Raw genomic sequence first — 17,879 nt, forward strand, 5'->3', positions numbered from 1 at the left:
GCCGCCGCGGCGGGTGCCGGCGGGGCCGGCGCCACGGCGGGCTCCGGCTCGACCGGCACCGGCTCGACCGGCGCCGGCTCGCCGGGCACCGGGTGGTCGGGCGCCGCGTCGACCGGCACCGCGTCCGGGTCCGGGACCGCCGCCTCGGCGGCGGCCTCCTCCGGCTGGTCGACCTCCGGCCAGTCGTCGTACTCGGCGTATTCGGGCCAGGCCTCACCGCCCTCCGCGGCGGGGGCGGCCCCGGCCGGACCGGCGGCGGGGGCGGCCGCGTCGCGGCCCGCCTCCCGGCGCGGCGCGGGCGGCCGCTGCGCATCCCGGGGCGCGGGCACGCCCCAGCCGATCTGGTGCGGCCGCTCCGACGCCACGCGGCGCACCTCCTCCTCGCCCGGGTCCGGTCCGCCGCCGGGGTCCTCGGGCGCCGACGGCCGCGACCCGCCCGGCGGCACCACCGCCTGCGCCTTGAACGGCGTGCGCGGCCGCGGCTTCGCGTGGTCCCGGTCGAACCGCTCGACCAGCGGCTCCGCGTCGATGCCGAGTTCGCGGCAGACGGAGCGGATGTGGCCCCGGGCGTAGAAGTCGCCGCCGCACGCCCCGAACTCGTCGTCCTCCATCGCCGCCAGCACCGCCGGGCGGATGCAGGTCCGCTCGCTCAGCTCGGCGAGCGTGTAGCCGGCCTCGTCCCGCACGGCCGCCAGCGTGGCGCCGATTCTCGTCATGCCCGCCCCCTTCAAAGGTGGGGTCCGTCAGCGGGGCGCGCGCCGCCGGGGGCGGGGCCCGGCGCCCGGGCCTCCGGCTCGCGGTCACCCCGCGCTTCCGCTGAGTACACCGGTTCCCACTCTGCGTGGCGGACGGGGCCCGGTCGCGGGAACACACCCCATGAACCAGTTAAAAAACGGTCAACACAGGCAACCTTCGGCGGGAAGCGGCGAACCGCCGCCCCACGCTGCGGCGCGGCGGGGCGGCGGCGCGGTCAGCCGGAGCCGCGGATGTCGGCCAGGACGCCGGGCAGGTCGTCCGGCTTGACCAGGACGTCGCGGGCCTTGGACCCCTCGCTGGGGCCGACCACGTCGCGGCTCTCCATCAGGTCCATGAGCCGGCCGGCCTTGGCGAAGCCCACGCGCAGCTTGCGCTGGAGCATCGAGGTCGACCCGAACTGGGTGGTGACCACCAGCTCGACGGCCTGCAGCAGCAGGTCGAGGTCGTCGCCGATGTCCTCGTCCATCTCCTTCTTCTGCCCCTCGGCGGCGCCGACGTCCTCGCGGTAGCTGGGCTCGGCCTGCTTCTTGCAGTGCTCGACGATCGCCCGGATCTCCTTCTCGGTGACCCACGCGTTCTGCAGCCGGATGGGCTTGCCCGCGCCCATCGGCAGGAACAGGGCGTCGCCCTTGCCGACGAGCTTCTCGGCACCGGGCTGGTCCAGGATGACCCGGCTGTCGGAGAGGCTGGAGGTGGCGAACGCCAGCCGCGACGGCACGTTCGCCTTGATCAGGCCGGTGACGACGTCGACGCTGGGCCGCTGGGTGGCGAGCACCAGGTGGATGCCCGCCGCGCGGGCGAGCTGGGTGATGCGGACGATGGCGTCCTCGACGTCGCGCGGGGCCACCATCATCAGGTCGGCCAGCTCGTCGACGATGACCAGCAGGTAGGGGTAGGGCTCGTACACCCGCTCGCTGCCGGGCGGGGCGGTCAGCTCGCCGGTGCGCACCGCCGCGTTGAAGTCGTCGATGTGCCGGTAGCCCGACGCCGCCAGGTCGTCGTAGCGCCGGTCCATCTCGCCGACGACCCACTGGAGCGCGTCGGCGGCCTTCTTCGGGCTGGTGATGATCGGCGTGATGAGGTGCGGGATGCCCTCGTACATCGTCAGCTCGACCCGCTTGGGGTCGACCAGGATGAGCCGCACCTCGTCGGGGGTGGCCCGCATCATGATCGAGGTGATGAACCCGTTGATGCAGGTGGACTTGCCCGCGCCGGTGGCGCCGGCCACCAGCACGTGCGGCATCTTCGCCAGGTTGGCGACCACGGTGGAGCCCTCGATGTCCTTGCCCAGGCCCACCAGCATGGGGTGGTCGTCGGAGGTGGCCGCGGGCGAGCGCATGACGTCGCCCAGGCTGACGATGTCCTTGTCGGTGTTGGGGATCTCCACGCCGATGGCGGACTTGCCGGGGATCGGCGACTGGATGCGCACGTCGGCGCTCTTCACGGACAGGGCGATGTTCTTGCTGAGCGCGGTGACCTTCTCGACCTTCACCGCCCGGCCCAGCTCGATCTCGTAGCGGGTGACCGTGGGCCCCCGGGTGAACCCGGTGACCTCGGCGTCGATGGCGAACTGCTGGAGCACGCCCGACAGCGCCTCGACGACGGTGTCGTTGGCCTTGGTGCGCGGCTTGGGCGGGCTGCCCGGCTTCAGCATGGCCGGGGGCGGCAGCTCGTAGTCGCCGTCGACCACCCGCGAGGGGATGGACAGCTGCTCGGTGCTCTGCGGCGGTGGGGTGGGTTCCGGCGCGGGGGCCGGGGCGGGCATGGGGTCGGGCACGGTCTTGTCGGTGGCGACGACCGGGATGTCGTAGGGGCGCTCGTTGTCGCCGGCGACGGTGGCGGCCTCGTCCTCGGCCTCGGGGGCGGGCTTGGGGGCGCGCTTGCGCTTGGGCTTGGCCGGCTTCTCCGCCGTGTCGGCGCCGAGGATGCCGACCCCCGCGCTGGGGCCCCCGTCGCGCTCCATCAGCGGGCCCATGAGGCCCCGCAGCCGCTCGGGGATGCGGTGCACCGGGGTGGCCGTGACGACGAGCAGCCCGAAGACCACGAGCAGGCCGAGCAGCACCCCGGTGACCCACGGGGTGACGAGGGTGCTCAGCGGCCCCGAGGCGGCGAACCCGATGATGCCGCCGGCGCGCTGGATGGCCTCCTGGCCGTCGGAGGGCCACGGGATGCCGTGGGCGATGTGGATGAGGCCGAGCAGCCCGCCGAGCAGCGCGGCGGAGCCGATGAACAGCCGGCCGACGTCGGTCTCGCCGGTGCCGGGGGTGCGCATGAGCCGCCACGCGAACGGCAGGAACAGCAGCGGCAGCACCGGGGAGAACGTGCCGAACGCGCCCACGACGACGGTGCGGGTGGCCTCGGGCAGCGGCCCGTCGGTGTCCCACCACACGGCGGCGGCGATGAGCAGGCCGAGCGCCAGCAGCACCAGGCCCAGGCCGTCGCGCCGCAGGTCGGGGTCGAGGTCGCGGGCGCTGCGCCCGGCGGCCCGCGCGATACCGCCCGCGGTGTGCGCGAGGAGCTTCCAGACCAGCAGGAGGCAGCGGCCGAGCCAGACCACGAGCAGGGCGATGGGCCCCTCGCCGGCGGCGCTGGAGCGGGGCGGCGGCTTGCGGGCGGCCGACGCGCCCGCCGGGCGGCGGGCCGGCGCCTTGCGGGTCGCCTTGCCGTTCGCGCTCCGCGGCGCACCGCCGCCGTTCTGCCTGGGGGTTTTGGGCGCACGGGTGGCCATGTTCGGCACCCTACTAGCCCGGGGCCGCGCGGCCCGGGATTGACCGCCCGGCGTGTCCCGGGCCGCCCCGCGGGCGCGGGGCGGCCCGGGAGGCGCGCTAGATCTCCACGATCACCGGGACGATCATCGGCCGGCGGCGGTAGGTCTCGTTGACCCAGCGGCCGATGCCGCGGCGGACGAGCTGGCGCAGCTGCGCCGGGTCGGTGATGCCGTCGCGCGCGGCGCGCTCCAGGGAGTCCTGGATCTTGGGGATCACCTCGTCGTAGGCGTCGACGTCGATGCCCGCGCCGCGGGTGTGGATCTCGGGCTCGCCGACGATCTTGCCGGAGGTGCTGTCGACCGCCACGACGACGGAGATGAACCCCTCCTCGCCGAGGATGCGGCGGTCCTTGAGCGCCGACTCGGTGACGTCGCCGACCGAGGCGCCGTCGACGTAGACGTAGCCCGCGGGCACGGCTCCGGTGATCCGGGCCCGGCCGCGGTGCAGGTCGACCACGACGCCGTCCTCGGCGATGCACACCCGGTCCTCGTCCAGGCCGGCCAGGGTGGCCAGCCGGGCGTGGGCGCGCATGTGCCGCCACTCGCCGTGCACCGGCATGAAGTTGCGCGGCCGCACCATGTTGTGCACGTAGAGCAGTTCGCCGGCCGACGCGTGCCCGGACACGTGCACCAGGGCGTTGCCCTTGTGCACGACCTTGGCGCCCCAGCGGGTGAGCCCGTTGATGACCCGGTTGACCGAGTTCTCGTTGCCGGGGATGAGCGAGGACGCCAGCAGCACGGTGTCGCCGGCCTCGATGCGGATCTGGTGGTCCCGGTTGGCCATGCGGGTCAGCGCCGACATGGGCTCGCCCTGGGAGCCGGTGGACACCAGGACGGCGTCCTCGGGCCGCATGTCGTCGAGCTGCTTGACGTCGACCAGCAGGTCGCCGGGCACGGTCAGGTAGCCGAGGTCGCGGGCGATGTTCATGTTGCGCACCATCGACCGGCCGACGAAGGCGACCTTGCGGCCGTGCGCCTTGGCGGAGTCGAGCACCTGCTGCACGCGGTGGATGTGCGAGGCGAAGCAGGCGACGATGATGCGCTGGTCCGCCTGGTCGAAGACCTTGTCGATGACCGGCGCGATGTCGCGCTCGCTGGTGACGAACCCGGGCACCTCGGCGTTGGTGGAGTCGGCCAGGAGCAGGTCGACGCCCTCGTCGCCCAGGCGGGCGAAGCCGGCCAGGTCGGTGAGGCGGCCGTCGAGCGGCAGCTGGTCCATCTTGAAGTCGCCGGTGTGCAGCAGGGTGCCCGCCGGGGTGCGGATGGCCACGGCCAGCGCGTCGGGGATGGAGTGGTTGACCGAGAGGAACTCCAGGTCGAACGCTCCGAACGCGCGCCGGTCGCCCTCTTCGACCTGCTCGGTGACGGGCTTGATGCGGTGCTCGCCCAACTTGGCCGACAGCAGCGCCAGGGTGAGCCGCGAGCCCACGAGCGGGATGTCGGCGCGCTCGCGCAGCAGGAACGGCACGGCGCCGATGTGGTCCTCGTGGCCGTGGGTGAGGACGAGGGCCTCGACGTCGTCGAGCCGGTCGCGGATGTAGTCGAAGTCGGGCAGGATCAGATCGACTCCGGGCTGCTCCTCCTCGGGGAACAGCACCCCGCAGTCGACGATGAGCAGCCGCCCGTCGTACTCGAAGACCGTCATGTTGCGGCCGATCTCGCCCAGGCCGCCGAGGGCGACGACTCTCAGCGCGTCCTTGCCCAGCGGCGGGGGCGGACCCAGTTCGGGGTGCGGGTGGCTCATGCGGATCCTTCCGTCAGCCGTTCGACGCCGACCACGCTGGCCGGGACCGCCTGGTGCGGCGCGAGCCCGATGGGGCCCTTGACCCCGGCTGCGGCGAGGTCCTCGCGCAGCAGCGCCTGCAACTCGTGCGAGGCGTCGGCGAGGGGCGTGCGCACGGGGCCACCGGGCAGGCCGAACATGTTGAGAACGGCCTTGCTGGTGATGACGCCCTGAGTGCGGAAGATGCCCGTGTACACCGGGGTCAGGCGGCGGTGGATGGCCAGGGCGCGGGTGACGTCGCCGGACTGGTATGCGTCGATCATGTCGTGCAGGTCGGCGCCGACGATGTGGCCGACGACGCTGACGAATCCGGCCGCCCCGATGGACAGCAGCGGCAGGTTGAGCATGTCGGAGCCGCAGTAGTACGCCAGACCGGTGCGCTCCATGACCCAGGAGCTGGCGCCGATGTCGTCCTTGGCGTCCTTGTTGGCCACGATGCGGGGGTGCTCGGCCAGGCGGACCAGGGTCTCCGAGGCGATGGGGGTGCCGGTGCGGCCGGGGATGTCGTACAGCATCACGGGCAGGCCGGTGGCGTCGGCGATGGCCGTGAAGTGCCGGAGCAGCCCTTCCTGCGGCGGCTTGTTGTAGTAGGGGGTCACGGTCAGCAGGCCGTGCGCGCCCGCGCGCTCGGCGGCGGCCGCCAGGGCGATGCTGTGCCGGGTGTCGTTGGTGCCCACGCCGGCGACGACGACGGCGCGGTCGCCGACCGCCTCCAGGACGGCACGGAGGATGCGGTCCTTCTCGTCGTCGCTGGTGGTCGGGGACTCGCCGGTGGTGCCGTTGATGATGAGGCCGTCGTTGCGCTGCTCGTCGACCAGATAGGTGGCGAGCCGGGCCGCGCCGTCGTAGTCGACGTCCCCGTTCTCGCGCATCGGAGTGACCATCGCGGTCAACATCTGACCGAAGGGCGCGTTCGGCGTAGTGCTGCCTGACATAGGGAAAACGTACCGCGCCGGGACGCCACCTGCGGCCATGCGACCCGGCCGAAGCGGATTTTCCGGAACATCGCGTACGTTCCGTGACGCCCCGGCGTGTCATGGTGAGGGCGGTGGGCGGCCCCGGACCGGCGGGGACCGCACGGGCGCCGGGGGTGACCGACGTTACAGGCGCGGGCGTCCCGGGGACGCCCCGGAACGCCCGCGCCGCACGGTCGGCGGTCGGTCGTCGCCGTCGGGCAGCAGCAGGCTCAGGACCCGGCTGACGATCGCGGTCGCGGGCGCGGGCGCCCCGGAACGCCCGCGCCGCACGGCCGGACATCAGCGGTCGGCGGTCAGTCGTCACCGTCGGGCAGCAGCAGGCTCAGGACCCAGCTGACGATCGCGACGACGATCGCGCCCCAGAACGCCGGCCAGAAGCCGTCGATGGTGAAGGCCAGCCCGAACAGCCCGGCCAGCCAGCCGGTGAGCAGGAGGAGCAGGGCGTTGACGACGAGCGCCAGCAGCCCCAGGGTCAGGACGTAGAAGGCGCACCCGACGGTCTTGACGATCGGCTTGATGACCGCGTTGACCACGCCGAAGATGACACCGAGCAGGACGTAGACGACGATCTGCTCGCCGACCGAGCCGGTCTCGACGTCGATCCCGTCGATCAGGTACACCGCCGCCGCGATGGCGACCGCGTTCACGAGGATTCGGATGATGATGCTCACGGCTCGATGCTCCCATGGACGGGCCGCTGTGCGAAGGCGGCCGGGCGGAGCGCGGGGAGAACTCAGGGCCGTCCCCCAGGGCGGTCTCAGGGGAGCGGGGCGCGGCGCGGTTTGGCCGGGCGGCGCCGAGCTGGGAGCATTTCCGTGCCCGCCGCCGCGCGCGGGCGCCGAGCACAGTGAGGGCGTTTGCCGTGTCGACAGATCGTTTCGTGAGGTCCGCCCGCGCCGAGGACGTCGAGGCGGTGGTCGGGGTCCAGGTCGCGGCGTGGGCCGCCGTCTACGGTGACCGGCTGCCGGCCGGGGCCCTGGCCGAGATGACGGGGGCCGAGGCGCGGGAGCGGTTCGCCGCGCAGTGGCGCGCGGCCGTGGAGCACCCGCCGTCGTCGCGGCACCGGGTGCTGGTGGCGACCGAGGAGCGCGCGGTGGCCGGGTTCGCCGCGGTCGCCCCGGCGGGCGACCCCGACCTGTGGCCGGGCACCGACGCCGAGATCCTGGCCCTGCACGTGCTGCCCGACCGGGCCCGGCGCGGCCACGGCAGCCGGCTGCTGAACGCGGTGGTGGACCACCTGGTGGACGACGGCTTCCGGACCGCGGTCGTGTGGGTCGCCGAGTCCGACGACCCCCTGCGGCCGTTCCTGGAGGCGACGGGGTGGCGCGCCGACGGCGCGCGCCGCGAACTCGACCTCGGCCGGCCGCTGCCGATGGTCCGGCTGCACGCCGCCATCGCCGGTTAGCCGCGCGGGCCCGCCCGTCCGGCTCGCCCGGCCCCAGCGCGCCCCCTTCTCCCGGCCGCCCGCCCCACGCGCTTTTCCCGACGTTCCGCCGCGAAGAGGACTTCCGGGCGGCGCTACCGTGGGTGGGCAGATTGCCGACGAGCAGACAAGGACCGACGCGTGGCCACGGTCAGCGAATGGGTGGCGGGGGCGCGCCCGCGGACGTTGCCGAACTCCATCGTCCCGGTGGCGGTGGGCACCGGCGCGGCCTTCGGCGTCGCCGGCGCCGTGTGGTGGAAGGCGCTGCTGGCCATGGGGGTGGCGCTCGCCCTCCAGGTCGGCGTGAACTACGCCAACGACTACAGCGACGGGGTGCGGGGCACCGACACCGCCGAGCGCGTCGGCCCGATGCGGCTGACCGCCACCCGGACCGCCCCGGCGCGCCAGGTGCTCGCGGCGGCCTGGGCGTGCTTCGGGGTGGCCGCCGTGCTCGGCCTGGTCCTGGTGGCCGTCTCGGCGTGGTGGCTGCTCGCGGTGGGCGCCGCGGCGATCGTCGCCGCCTGGTTCTACACCGGCGGGCGGCGCCCTTACGGCTACCGGGGGCTGGGCGAGGTCGCGGTGTTCGTGTTCTTCGGCCTGGTGGCGGTGGTCGGCACCACGTTCGTGCAGGTCGGTTCGGTGCCGTGGCAGGCGTGGGTGGCGGCGGTGCCGATCGGGCTGCTGTCGTGCTCGGTGCTGGTGATCAACAACCTGCGCGACATCCCCACCGACGCCGCGACGGGCAAGGTGACCCTGGCGGTGCGGTTGGGCGAGCGCGCCACGCGGCGGGTCTACGCGGGCTGCGTGGTCGCGGCGTTCGTCCTGGCCCTGGTCACCGCGGCGGCGTCGTGGTGGGTGGTGCTGGTGCTCCTGGCCGCCCCGCTGGCGGTGCGCCCGCTGCGCCGGGTCCTGGGCGGGCAGACCGGCCGCGACCTGGTGCTGGGTCTGGGCGAGACCGGGCGGCTGCAGATGGCGTTCGGCGCGCTGTTCGCGCTGGGCCTGGCCCTGGGCTGAGCCCGCCGGCCGATCGCGCCCGCCCGTCGGGGCGGGCCGCTCCCCCGCGTGCGCCCCGGTCGGCAGTAGTGCGCGTCACACAGGGCAGTAGGATCAGCGTGTGACATTGTCGTACTAGGGAGTGGTAGCACCGCATGGCAGGCAGGATTCAGTCGATCGAACGCGCCGCCGCCATCCTCCGCCTGCTGGCGGGCGGGGCGCGGGGGCTGAGCCTCGCGGAGATCTCCCGGACGCTGGACCTGCCCAAGGGCACCGTGCTCGGCATCCTGCGCACCCTCCAGCACGTCGGCTTCGTGGAGCAGGACGCCTCCACCGGCCACTACCGCCTCGGCGGCGGCGTGCTGCGGCTGGGCACCCGCTACCTCGACGGCAACGAGCTGCGCACCCGGGCGCTGAACTGGGCCGACTCCCTGGCCGGGCGCAGCGGCGAGAGCGTGCGCATCGGCACCCTGCACGAGCGGCAGGTGCTGGTGGTGCACCACGTGTTCCGCCCCGACGACAGCCGGCAGACCCTGGAGGTCGGTTCCCTGCTGCCGCTGCACGCCACCGCGCTGGGCAAGGCGCTGATGGCGTTCGACCCGCTGGCCGCCCCCGACGGCCCCGAGGAGGACGCCCCCCCGGAGCTGGCGTCCTACACCCCGCGCACCCTGACCACGCTGCCCGCCCTGCTGGCCGAGCTGGACAGCGTGCGCGCCAACGGGTGGGCGCCGGAGCTGGAGGAGCTGGTCGAGGGCGAGGTGGCGATCGCCGCCCCGATCCGCGACCGCAGCGGGACCGCGGTCGGCGCCATCGGCCTGTCGGGCGCGGTGGAGCGGCTGTGCGACGAGCGCGGCCTGCGGATGGACCAGGTCTCCTACGTGCGCGACGCGGCGCGCTCCATCTCCCGCGAACTCGGCGCACACCCCTGGTGACGCGCGGTATGTGACGATTCGATACCGAAGGCGGACGACCGCCCGAGGGTTCACAGCCATGGCTTGACATGGCCGGAGAGCTAGATCACACTTCATCCCGTACGTACTACATTGTCGTACGCCATGCGAAAACCCCCCGCGCCGTTCACCGACCCATTCCGCCGGAGGCGAGTTATCGGATGACCACGAAGTACATCGCGGCGATCGACCAGGGAACCACGTCGAGCCGCTGCATCGTCTTCGACCACGACGGCCGGATCGTGTCGGTCGGCCAGCGCGAGCACCGCCAGATCTTCCCCCGCCCGGGCTGGGTCGAACACGACGCCACCGAGATCTGGACGAACGTCCAGGCGGTGGTCGAGGAGGCGCTGGAGAAGGGGTCGCTCACCCCCGACCGGCTGGCCGCCGTGGGCATCACCAACCAGCGCGAGACCACCCTGGTCTGGGACCGCGCCACCGGTGAGCCCGTGCACAACGCCATCGTGTGGCAGGACACCCGCACCGACGACCTCATCCACGACCTGGCCGGGGTGGTCGGCCAGGAGCGGTTCCGCGAGCGGTGCGGCCTGCCGCTGGCCACCTACTTCTCCGGGCCCAAGCTGCGCTGGCTGCTCGACGAGGTCCCCGGCCTGCGCGAGCGCGCCGACCGCGGCGAGGTGCTGTTCGGCACCATGGACACCTGGATCATCTGGAAGCTCACCGGCCGGCACGTCACCGACGTCACCAACGCCAGCCGCACCATGCTGATGAATTTGAAGACCCTCGACTGGGACCCGTTCATCCTCGACGCCATGGGCATCCCGGCGGGCATGCTGCCCGAGATCACCTCCTCGGCCGAGGTCTACGGCGAGGCCACCGGCTTCCTCGCCGGGGTCCCGGTCGCCTCGGCGCTGGGCGACCAGCACGCGGCCCTGTTCGGCCAGACCTGCTTCTCCCCCGGCGACGTCAAGGGCACCTACGGCACCGGCACCTTCCTGGTCCTCAACACCGGCACCGAGCCGGTGATGTCGTCCAACGGCCTGCTCACCACCCTCGGCTACAAGATCGGCGACCAGCCCGCGGTCTACGCCCTGGAGGGCTCGATCGCGGTCACCGGGTCGCTCGTGCAGTGGATCCGCGACAACCTCGGGCTCATCTCCAGCGCCGCCGAGATCGAGACGCTGGCGCGCACGGTGGACGACAACGGCGGCTGCTACATCGTCCCGGCGTTCTCCGGCCTGTTCGCCCCCCACTGGCGCAGCGACGCCCGCGGCGTGATCACCGGCCTGACCGGCTACGTCACCAAGGGCCACCTGGCCCGCGCCGTGCTGGAGGCCAGCGCGTGGCAGACCCGCGAGGTGGTCGACGCCATGCGCCAGGACTCCGGGGTCGACCTGGCGAGCCTGCGCGTCGACGGCGGCATGACGGCGGACAATCTGCTCATGCAGATCCTCGCCGACGTGCTCGACGTCGAGGTGGTGCGGCCGATGGTCGCCGAGACCACCTGCCTGGGCGCGGCCTACGCGGCGGGGCTCGCGGTCGGCTACTGGCCCGACATCGACAGCCTCCGCGCCAACTGGCACAAGGCCGCCGAATGGGCCCCGCGGATGGAGTCCGCCGTCCGCGACCGGGAATACCACAACTGGCGGAAGGCGGTGGAGCGCACGCTCGGCTGGGTCGAGCGCGACTCCGCCTGACCCCCGCCCACCGCACCGCGCCGCCCGCGGCCGCGGTCCACCGCCCCCGTGCGGCGGGCCGCGGCCCGGGCCGGCCCCGTCGGCGCCCCGCACGCGCCGCCCGTTCCGCCGGGACCCGGCGTCCCGGATTCCACCCGTCATGGCGGAGGCACCATGGAGTACCTGGCCGAATTCGTCGGCACCGCGATCCTCATCCTGCTCGGCGGCGGTGTCGTCGCCGGCGTCACCTTGGCCCGGTCCAAGGCGAACAACGGCGGCTGGATCGTCATCACCCTCGGCTGGGGCCTGGCCGTGGCGATGGCGGTCTACATCGTCGGCCAGTTCAGCGGCGCCCACCTCAACCCGGCCGTCACCCTGGGCCTCGCCTCCATCGGCGACTTCGCCTGGGGCATGGTGCCGGGCTACATCCTCGCGCAGCTGGCCGGCGCGTTCGCCGGCGCCGTGCTGGTCTACCTGACCTACCTGCCGCACTGGTCGGTGACCGACGACCCCGAGACCAAGCTCGGCGTCTTCAGCACCATCCCGGCGATCCGCAGCATCCCGGCGAACTTCCTGACCGAGGTCATCGGCACGTTCCTGCTGGTGTTCGGCATCCTCGGCATCAACTCCAACATGAACCCGATCGGCGAGGGCGACACCAACCTGTCGGCCCTGTTCGGCACCGGCTTCGCCCCGCTCCTGGTCGGCCTGCTGGTGACCGTCATCGGCCTCTCGCTGGGCGGCCCCACCGGCTACGCCATCAACCCGGCCCGCGACCTCGGCCCGCGGCTGGCCCACCTGGTGCTGCCGATCCCCGGCAAGGGCGGCTCCGACTGGTCCTACGCGTGGGTGCCGGTGGTCGCGCCGATCGTCGGCGGCGTCCTGGCCGCGCAGACGTTCAACCTGCTCGGCTTCGGCGGCTGACCGGCCGTCCCGCTCCCCGACGCGCGCCGGGCCCCGCCCGGGGCCCGGCGCGCTTCCGCGTCCGGGGTCAGCGCCCGCCCCACGCCCGCCACACCGGGTCGAGCACGGCGTCGGCCCGGTGGGAGCGGTCGGTGACCGACCGCCACAGCGCCCCGGGGCCGGCGAGGTCGAGCCGCGCCGGGTCGGGCGGGCCGGGCGGGACGCGCCCGTAGAGGGCGACCTGGGCCAGCACCCGGGCCGGGCCGAGCACCCCCGGGCGCTCGCGGTCGGCCGCCGAGCGCAGGTCGAGGTCCTCGACGTGCAGCTCCGCCCCCGCCAGCTCCACCCGGGTGAGCGACCGCAGAGCGCCGCCGCGCTCCCCCGATCGGCCCAGCACCAGCGCCTCGCGCCACAGCAGCTCCGCGCCCGCGGCGAGGTCGACCTCGACGCTGCGCAGCACGTCGGCCCCGCCGCCGACGACGAACGACGGCTCCCGCCAGGTCATGCGCGCCCCCGCGCCGAGGGTGACGTGCGCGCTCCACGCCGCGGACCCGCCCCGCGCGTTGTAGGCCACGGTGCCGTTCGGGTCGACCAGGTCGAGTTCGGCGCCCGGACCGACGTCGACCCGCAGCCGCAGGTCGTCGCCCGCGCACAGCGACGCCCGGACCGAGGCCAGGGCGACCCGCAGCGGGCCGTCCGGGCGGTGCATGACCCGCGGGCGCAGGAAGCGCCCGGTCTCCAGCCGGTGCGGGTGGGTGCGCCCGCCCGCGCGGCGCACCGCGACGAGGGCGGCTCCGGCGTCGCCCATCAGGACGCGTGGCCGTGCCCGTGGCCGTGGCCCGCGCCGGGCCCGTGGCCGTGCGGGGCCATGGGACCGGGGTCCTGCGGGACGTGCGCGCCGGAGCGGTGGGCGGTGAGCACGCCGCGCACCCAGTCGCACAGCCGCGCCACCGAGGCGGCGTCGGTGCGCGCGACCGCGAGCACGGGGCGGCCGTCGCGGGCCGCCGAGGCGTCGGCGACCATGCGCTCCACGTCCACCCCGACGTAGGGGGCCAGGTCGGCCTTGTTGACCACCAGGACGTCGGCGCGGCCGATGCCCGGCCCGCCCTTGCGGGCGACGTCGCCGCCGCCGGCGACGTCCAGGCAGAAGATCTGGGCGTCGATCAGCGCGGGGCTGAACGTGGCGGTGAGGTTGTCGCCGCCGCTCTCGACCAGCACAAGGTCGAGGGGGGCGAACTCGGCCTCCAGGTCCTCCACGGCGTCGAGGTTGGCGGTGATGTCGTCGCGGATGGCGGTGTGCGGGCAGGCGCCGGTCTCGACGGCGCGGATGCGCTCGGCGTCGAGCACCCCGGCCGACCGCAGGAAGCGGGCGTCCTCGTCGGTGTAGATGTCGTTGGTGACGACGGCCATGGCGAGTTCGCCGGACAGCTCCCGGCACAGGGTGGCGATGAGGGAGCTCTTGCCGGTACCGACCGGACCGGCGACCCCCAGGCGCAGGGTGCGGCGGGCGGTGGGCGCGGCGTCGGGGGCGGTGCTGGGGGCGGTGGTGGTCTCAGGCAACGAAGAGCCTCCTTGTGGCGTGGGCGTGCGCGCCGGCCCACGCGTCGATGAGCGGGGCCGAGCCCGCGGGCAGGTCGCGGGGCCCGCGCACCGCGGTGGCGCGGCGCACGGACTCCTCGATGTCGGGTGCGGCGTCGAGCACCCACCGCACGGCGGTGAGCGGGTCGCCGGGGTGCAGTTTCAGCGCGGCCGCGGTGACGGTCTGGGCGTCGTCGTACAGGACCGCGCGGGCGGTCTGCCCCTCGGTGAGGCCGAGCACGGCGCCCAGGGCGCCGAGGACCACCGGGCGCAGCGGCCGCAGGCCCGGGGTCGCCGCGGCGGCGGTGTCCAGGGCGGCGACGGCCGGGGCGTCCGGCGCGATGCGGCGGGCGAGGCGGGCCAGGCCGCGGCCGAGCCCGGCCGACGCCTCGCGCAGCGGGCGGCTGGGCGTGCGGGCCGCCACGGCGGCCTGCACGGGCCCGTAGTCGATCGGGGCGCCGGCCGGGGCGGCGCCCGCCGCGCGCAGCGCCAGCACCGCCGCCGCGGCCTCGGTGCGCGCGGTGGTGGCCAGCCGGGCCCGCACGTACTCGCCCACGCGGTCGGCGGTGAGCCCGGCGGCGGTCGCGCCCTCCAGCGTGGCGGAGTGGGCGTGGCCGCCGGTGGGCAGCCGGGCGTCGGCCAGCAGCAGGGCCCCCAGCGCCCCGGTGTCGTCGGTCATGGCGGTACCGGCCCCGTCAGAACATGCTGTAGCGCTGGGCGAGCGGGAGTTCGGCCACCGGGTGGTCGGCGCCGTCGGGGTCGACCTCGTAGCCGTCGATGGTGACCCGGAAGGTCTCGGAGTCGACCTCGATGCGGGGCAGCGCGGTGTTGTTGGGCATCTGCGCCTTGCCCACCCCGCGCGTGTCGCGCACCGGCGCCAGGCGGCGGCGCAGGCCGAGCCGGTCGGCCAGGCCGCCGTCGAGGGCGGCCGGGGCCACGAAGCTCACCGACAGGTGCGGCGCCGAGGACGCCGTCGCGGCCAGGCCCCGGCGCAGCAGCATGGGCTGGGCGGTGGGGATGGTCGCGTTGGGGTCGCCCTGCGGGGCGTACACCAGCGCGCCGCCCTTGACGACGGCGGCCGGGCGGATGCCGAAGAACCTGCGGTCCCACAGCACCAGGTCGGCCAGCTTGCCGGGTTCGACGGAGCCGACCTCGTGGTCGATGCCGTGGGCGACGGCCGGGCAGATCGTGTACTTGGCGACGTAGCGGCGGGCGCGCTCGTTGTCGGCGGGCAGTTCGCTGGTGCCGCGCCCGTGCCGGGCGCGCATGACGTGCGCGACCTGCCAGGTGCGGGTGACGACCTCGCCGATGCGGCCCATGGCCTCGGCGTCGGAGGAGGTGATGGACATGGCGCCCATGTCCTGCAGGATGTCCTCGGCCGCCATGGTGGTGTCGCGGATGCGGGAGTCGGCGAACTGGACGTCGGCCTCGACGTCGGGGTTGAGGTGGTGGCAGACCATCAGCATGTCGTGGTGCTCGGCGACGGTGTTGACGGTGAACGGCAGCGTGGGGTTGGTCGACGCGGGCAGCACGTTGGGCTCGCCCGCCAGCACGATGACGTCGGGCGCGTGCCCGCCGCCCGCCCCCTCGGAGTGGAACAGGTGGATGCCGCGGCCGCGGATGGCCCGGATGGTGTCCTGCACGTACCCGGCCTCGTTGAGGCTGTCGGCGTGCAGCGCCACCTGGAGGCCGAACTCCTCGGCGGCGCGCAGCGAGGCGTCGATGGCGGCCGGGGTGGCGCCCCAGTCCTCGTGCACCTTGTACCCGGCGGCCCCGTTGAGCGCCTGCTCGCGCAGCGCGGCGGCGCCGACCGTGTTGCCCTTGCCGAGCAGCAGCAGGTTGAGCGGGACCTCGTCGAGCGCGCGGTGCACCATGGCGAGGTTCCACGCGCCGGGGGTGACGGTGGTGGCCTTGCTGCCCTCGGCGGGGCCGGTGCCGCCGCCGACGACCGTGGTGGTGCCCATCGCCAGCGCCTCGTCCAGGGCGTCGGTGTTGAGGAGGTGGACGTGGGTGTCGATGGTGCCGGCGGTGAGGACGCGCCCCTCGCCGGCCAGCACCTCGGTGCCGGGGCCGATGACCAGGTCCGGGTGGACGCCGTCCTGGATGTCGGGGTTGCCGGCCTTGCCGACGGCGGTGATGCGGCCGCCGCGCACCCCGACGTCGGCGCGGACGATCCCCCAGTGGTCGAGCACCACGACGTTGGTGATGACGAGGTCCAGGGCGCCCTCGGCGCTGGTGCGGGTGGACTGCAGCATGGACTCGCGGATGGTCTTGCCGCCGCCGAACACGGCCTCGTCGCCGCCCGCGCAGTGGTCGTGCTCGACCTCGATCCACAGGTCGGTGTCGCCGAGGCGGAGCTGGTCGCCCGCCGTGGGCCCGTACAGGGTCGCGTAGTCGGCGCGGGGGATCTCACTCACCGGGGGCCTCCTGCGGGGTGCGGGTCGTGGTGCGGACCTGGATGCCGGGGACCGCGCCGCGGCCGGCCAGGGCGACGACGGTCACCGGCTTGTCGTCGCCGGGCTGCAGGCGCAGGGAGGTCCCGGCGGGGATGTCCAGCCGGAAGCCGCGGACGAGCTCCCGGTCGGGGACCGCGTCGGGGTCGTCCGGGTCGGTGAACACCAGCGCGGCGTTGGTGTCGGCGAGGTGGATGTGCGACCCGATCTGCACCGGCCGGTCGCCGTCGTTGCACACGACCACGGCGCGGGTCGCGCGGCCCGCGTTGATCGGGATGGCGCCCTCGCCCAGGCGCAGCGCGCCCGGATGGTCGGGATCGGGCGGCGGGTTCTCCACCTGCGGGCCGATGCGCGGGCGGATGGGGCGGCTCAGCGGGACGAGCTTGCGGCCGTCGGGGAACGTGGCCTCGACCTGCATCTCGGGGATCATCTCCGGCACGCCCGGCATGACCTGTTCGGTGAACAGCACGTGCACGCCGTCGGCCATGAGCCGTTCGACGGTCGCCCCCTCGCGGGCCCGCTCCATGACCCAGCACGACAGCAGCGCGAGCGATTCGGGGTGGTTCAGCAGGACGCCGCGCTCCAGCCGGTCTCTCGCCACCATCCCGGCCACGCTCAGCAGCAGCTTCTCGGTGTCGGCCGGAGTCAGGAACATGCGGTCCCCCCAACGCGTCGCGGTCCCGCCGGCCACCGGCCGACGGGTCTCTGAGACGACATCATCGCCGTGTTGCGCCGGTATTTCCGGCGAATGACGAAGATCGAGCGGAACGGGACGCGCGGGGAACAGCGGCGCGCCCGGCCCCGTCGGGGTCCGGGCGCGTGCGCGAGCGGGGGTCAGGCCAGGCCGAGCAGCGGCTCCAGGCCGACGGTGAGGCGGTCGGGCAGCCCGGCGACGCGGCGCACGCCCAGCAGCACACCGGGCATGAACGAGGCGCGGTTCATGGAGTCGTGCCGGATCTTGAGGGTCTCGCCGTGCGTGCCGAACACGACCTCCTGGTGGGCGATGAGCCCGGTCAGGCGCAGGGCGTGCACCCGCACCCCGTTCACGTCGGCGCCGCGCGCCCCCGGGATCTCGGAGGTGGTGGCGTCGGGCATCGGCTCGGCGCCCGCCGCAGCGCGGGCCTCGGCCACCAGCTCGGCGGTGCGGTAGGCGGTGCCGCTGGGCGCGTCGGCCTTGTTCGGGTGGTGCAGCTCCACGATCTCGGCGGACTCGAAGTAGGGGGCGGCCCGCCGGGCGAAGTCCATCATGAGCACGGCGGCGATGCCGAAGTTGGGGGCGATCAGCACGTTGGCGCCGGGGTGCTCGGCGAGCAGCCCGCGCAGCTCGGTGAGCTTGGCGTCGTCGAACCCGCTGGTGCCCACCACGGCGTGCACGCCGTTGGCGATCAGCCAGCGCAGGTTGTCCATGACCTGATCGGGGTGGGTGAAGTCGACGACGACGTCGGCGCCGCGCGCGACCGCGCGGTCGTCGCCGGTGTCGACCTCGGCGACCAGCTCGGTGTCGCCGGCCTCGCGGACGGCGGTGACGACCTCGGACCCCATGCGCCCGCGGGCGCCGAACACTCCTACCTTGATCACGGCATTCACCGTACCGGAGGCGCGGCGGGGGCGCGGACCGCACCCGCCCGGCGCCCCCGCCGGGGCGCCGGGCGGGGCGGG

The 17,879-nt window shown here is 74.4% G+C and carries 16 protein-coding genes; 5 read left to right on the forward strand and 11 right to left on the reverse strand.

Features of this window, described 5'->3' with window-relative positions:
• From NT8_RS30465 to NT8_RS19965, 5 genes are all read right to left on the reverse strand, one after another.
• Positions 1-716: helix-turn-helix domain-containing protein (locus NT8_RS30465; protein ID WP_217999267.1), on the reverse strand; the 716-nt coding region annotated here is incomplete at its 3' end.
• A 254-nt stretch (positions 717-970) separates the two neighbouring features.
• Positions 971-3,484, reverse strand: coding sequence for a DNA translocase FtsK (locus tag NT8_RS19950; protein WP_067971827.1), 2,514 nt, complete (start codon positions 3,482-3,484; stop codon positions 971-973).
• 97 nt (positions 3,485-3,581) lie between these two features.
• Positions 3,582-5,267 carry a ribonuclease J gene (locus NT8_RS19955; RefSeq protein WP_067971829.1) on the reverse strand — a complete coding sequence of 562 codons (1,686 nt, stop codon included), beginning with the start codon at positions 5,265-5,267 and terminating at the stop codon, positions 3,582-3,584.
• On the reverse strand, positions 5,264-6,241 hold the full coding sequence (gene dapA / locus NT8_RS19960; protein ID WP_084469116.1) for a 4-hydroxy-tetrahydrodipicolinate synthase: 978 nt from the start codon (positions 6,239-6,241) through the stop codon (positions 5,264-5,266). The genes NT8_RS19955 and dapA overlap by 4 nt, the downstream gene beginning before the upstream one ends.
• Positions 6,242-6,576: 335 nt before the next feature.
• The gene (locus NT8_RS19965; protein WP_084469117.1) at positions 6,577-6,954 is read right to left on the reverse strand and encodes a phage holin family protein; all 378 of its coding nucleotides are present in this window, start codon (positions 6,952-6,954) and stop codon (positions 6,577-6,579) included.
• Between the two features lie 191 nt (positions 6,955-7,145).
• Between NT8_RS19965 and NT8_RS19970 the strand changes: the two genes are divergently transcribed.
• The 5 genes from NT8_RS19970 (at position 7,146) to NT8_RS19990 (ending at position 12,210) form a co-directional block, all read left to right on the forward strand.
• A complete protein-coding gene (locus NT8_RS19970; RefSeq protein WP_067971834.1) occupies positions 7,146-7,688 on the forward strand; it encodes a GNAT family N-acetyltransferase in 543 nt (180 codons plus the stop codon).
• 159 nt (positions 7,689-7,847) lie between these two features.
• A complete protein-coding gene (locus NT8_RS19975) occupies positions 7,848-8,720 on the forward strand; it encodes a 1,4-dihydroxy-2-naphthoate polyprenyltransferase (protein WP_067971837.1) in 873 nt (290 codons plus the stop codon).
• A gap of 134 nt (positions 8,721-8,854) precedes the next feature.
• Positions 8,855-9,631 (forward strand): IclR family transcriptional regulator, encoded by a 777-nt coding sequence (locus NT8_RS19980; protein WP_067971839.1) that lies wholly within the window; start codon positions 8,855-8,857, stop codon positions 9,629-9,631.
• Positions 9,632-9,810: 179 nt separating this feature from the next.
• Positions 9,811-11,307, forward strand: coding sequence for a glycerol kinase GlpK (gene glpK, locus NT8_RS19985; protein ID WP_067971842.1), 1,497 nt, complete (start codon positions 9,811-9,813; stop codon positions 11,305-11,307).
• 153 nt (positions 11,308-11,460) lie between these two features.
• Positions 11,461-12,210 carry an MIP/aquaporin family protein gene (locus NT8_RS19990; RefSeq protein ID WP_067971845.1) on the forward strand — a complete coding sequence of 250 codons (750 nt, stop codon included), beginning with the start codon at positions 11,461-11,463 and terminating at the stop codon, positions 12,208-12,210.
• Positions 12,211-12,277: 67 nt separating this feature from the next.
• Here NT8_RS19990 and NT8_RS19995 read toward each other — a convergent pair whose 3' ends face one another.
• The 6 genes from NT8_RS19995 to dapB all read right to left on the reverse strand — a co-directional run bounded on the left by NT8_RS19995 (position 12,278) and on the right by dapB (position 17,798).
• On the reverse strand, positions 12,278-12,997 hold the full coding sequence (locus NT8_RS19995) for an urease accessory protein UreD (RefSeq protein WP_067971848.1): 720 nt from the start codon (positions 12,995-12,997) through the stop codon (positions 12,278-12,280).
• Entirely contained in the window at positions 12,997-13,749 is a 753-nt protein-coding gene (ureG, locus tag NT8_RS20000) for an urease accessory protein UreG (protein WP_067971849.1), read from the reverse strand. Before ureG ends, NT8_RS19995 begins: the two co-directional genes overlap by 1 nt.
• Positions 13,742-14,446 (reverse strand): urease accessory protein UreF, encoded by a 705-nt coding sequence (locus NT8_RS20005; RefSeq protein WP_067971852.1) that lies wholly within the window; start codon positions 14,444-14,446, stop codon positions 13,742-13,744. Before NT8_RS20005 ends, ureG begins: the two co-directional genes overlap by 8 nt.
• Positions 14,447-14,462: 16 nt before the next feature.
• On the reverse strand, positions 14,463-16,184 hold the full coding sequence (locus NT8_RS20010; RefSeq protein ID WP_067971856.1) for an urease subunit alpha: 1,722 nt from the start codon (positions 16,182-16,184) through the stop codon (positions 14,463-14,465).
• Positions 16,177-16,875, reverse strand: a complete 699-nt coding sequence (locus tag NT8_RS31590) for an urease subunit gamma (RefSeq protein WP_084469118.1) — start codon at positions 16,873-16,875, stop codon at positions 16,177-16,179. Before NT8_RS31590 ends, NT8_RS20010 begins: the two co-directional genes overlap by 8 nt.
• 179 nt (positions 16,876-17,054) lie before the next feature.
• Positions 17,055-17,798: a 4-hydroxy-tetrahydrodipicolinate reductase gene (gene dapB, locus NT8_RS20020; RefSeq protein WP_217999269.1), complete on the reverse strand. Its 744-nt coding sequence runs from the start codon at positions 17,796-17,798 to the stop codon at positions 17,055-17,057.
• Between the last annotated feature and the right edge of the window lie 81 nt (positions 17,799-17,879).

Source organism: Nocardiopsis trehalosi NBRC 14201 (assembly GCF_001552555.1).
Taxonomy (GTDB): domain Bacteria; phylum Actinomycetota; class Actinomycetes; order Streptosporangiales; family Streptosporangiaceae; genus Nocardiopsis_B; species Nocardiopsis_B trehalosi.

Coding starts and splice junctions, on each gene's coding strand:
- NT8_RS19950 (WP_067971827.1), bottom strand. CDS start 3,484: ATGGCCACCCGTGCGCCCAAAACCCCCAGGCAGAACGGCGGCGGTGCG.
- NT8_RS19955 (WP_067971829.1), bottom strand. CDS start 5,267: ATGAGCCACCCGCACCCCGAACTGGGTCCGCCCCCGCCGCTGGGCAAG.
- dapA (WP_084469116.1), bottom strand. CDS start 6,241: ATGTCAGGCAGCACTACGCCGAACGCGCCCTTCGGTCAGATGTTGACC.
- NT8_RS19980 (WP_067971839.1), top strand. CDS start 8,855: ATGGCAGGCAGGATTCAGTCGATCGAACGCGCCGCCGCCATCCTCCGC.
- glpK (WP_067971842.1), top strand. CDS start 9,811: ATGACCACGAAGTACATCGCGGCGATCGACCAGGGAACCACGTCGAGC.
- NT8_RS19990 (WP_067971845.1), top strand. CDS start 11,461: ATGGAGTACCTGGCCGAATTCGTCGGCACCGCGATCCTCATCCTGCTC.
- NT8_RS19995 (WP_067971848.1), bottom strand. CDS start 12,997: ATGGGCGACGCCGGAGCCGCCCTCGTCGCGGTGCGCCGCGCGGGCGGG.
- NT8_RS20005 (WP_067971852.1), bottom strand. CDS start 14,446: ATGACCGACGACACCGGGGCGCTGGGGGCCCTGCTGCTGGCCGACGCC.
- NT8_RS31590 (WP_084469118.1), bottom strand. CDS start 16,875: ATGTTCCTGACTCCGGCCGACACCGAGAAGCTGCTGCTGAGCGTGGCC.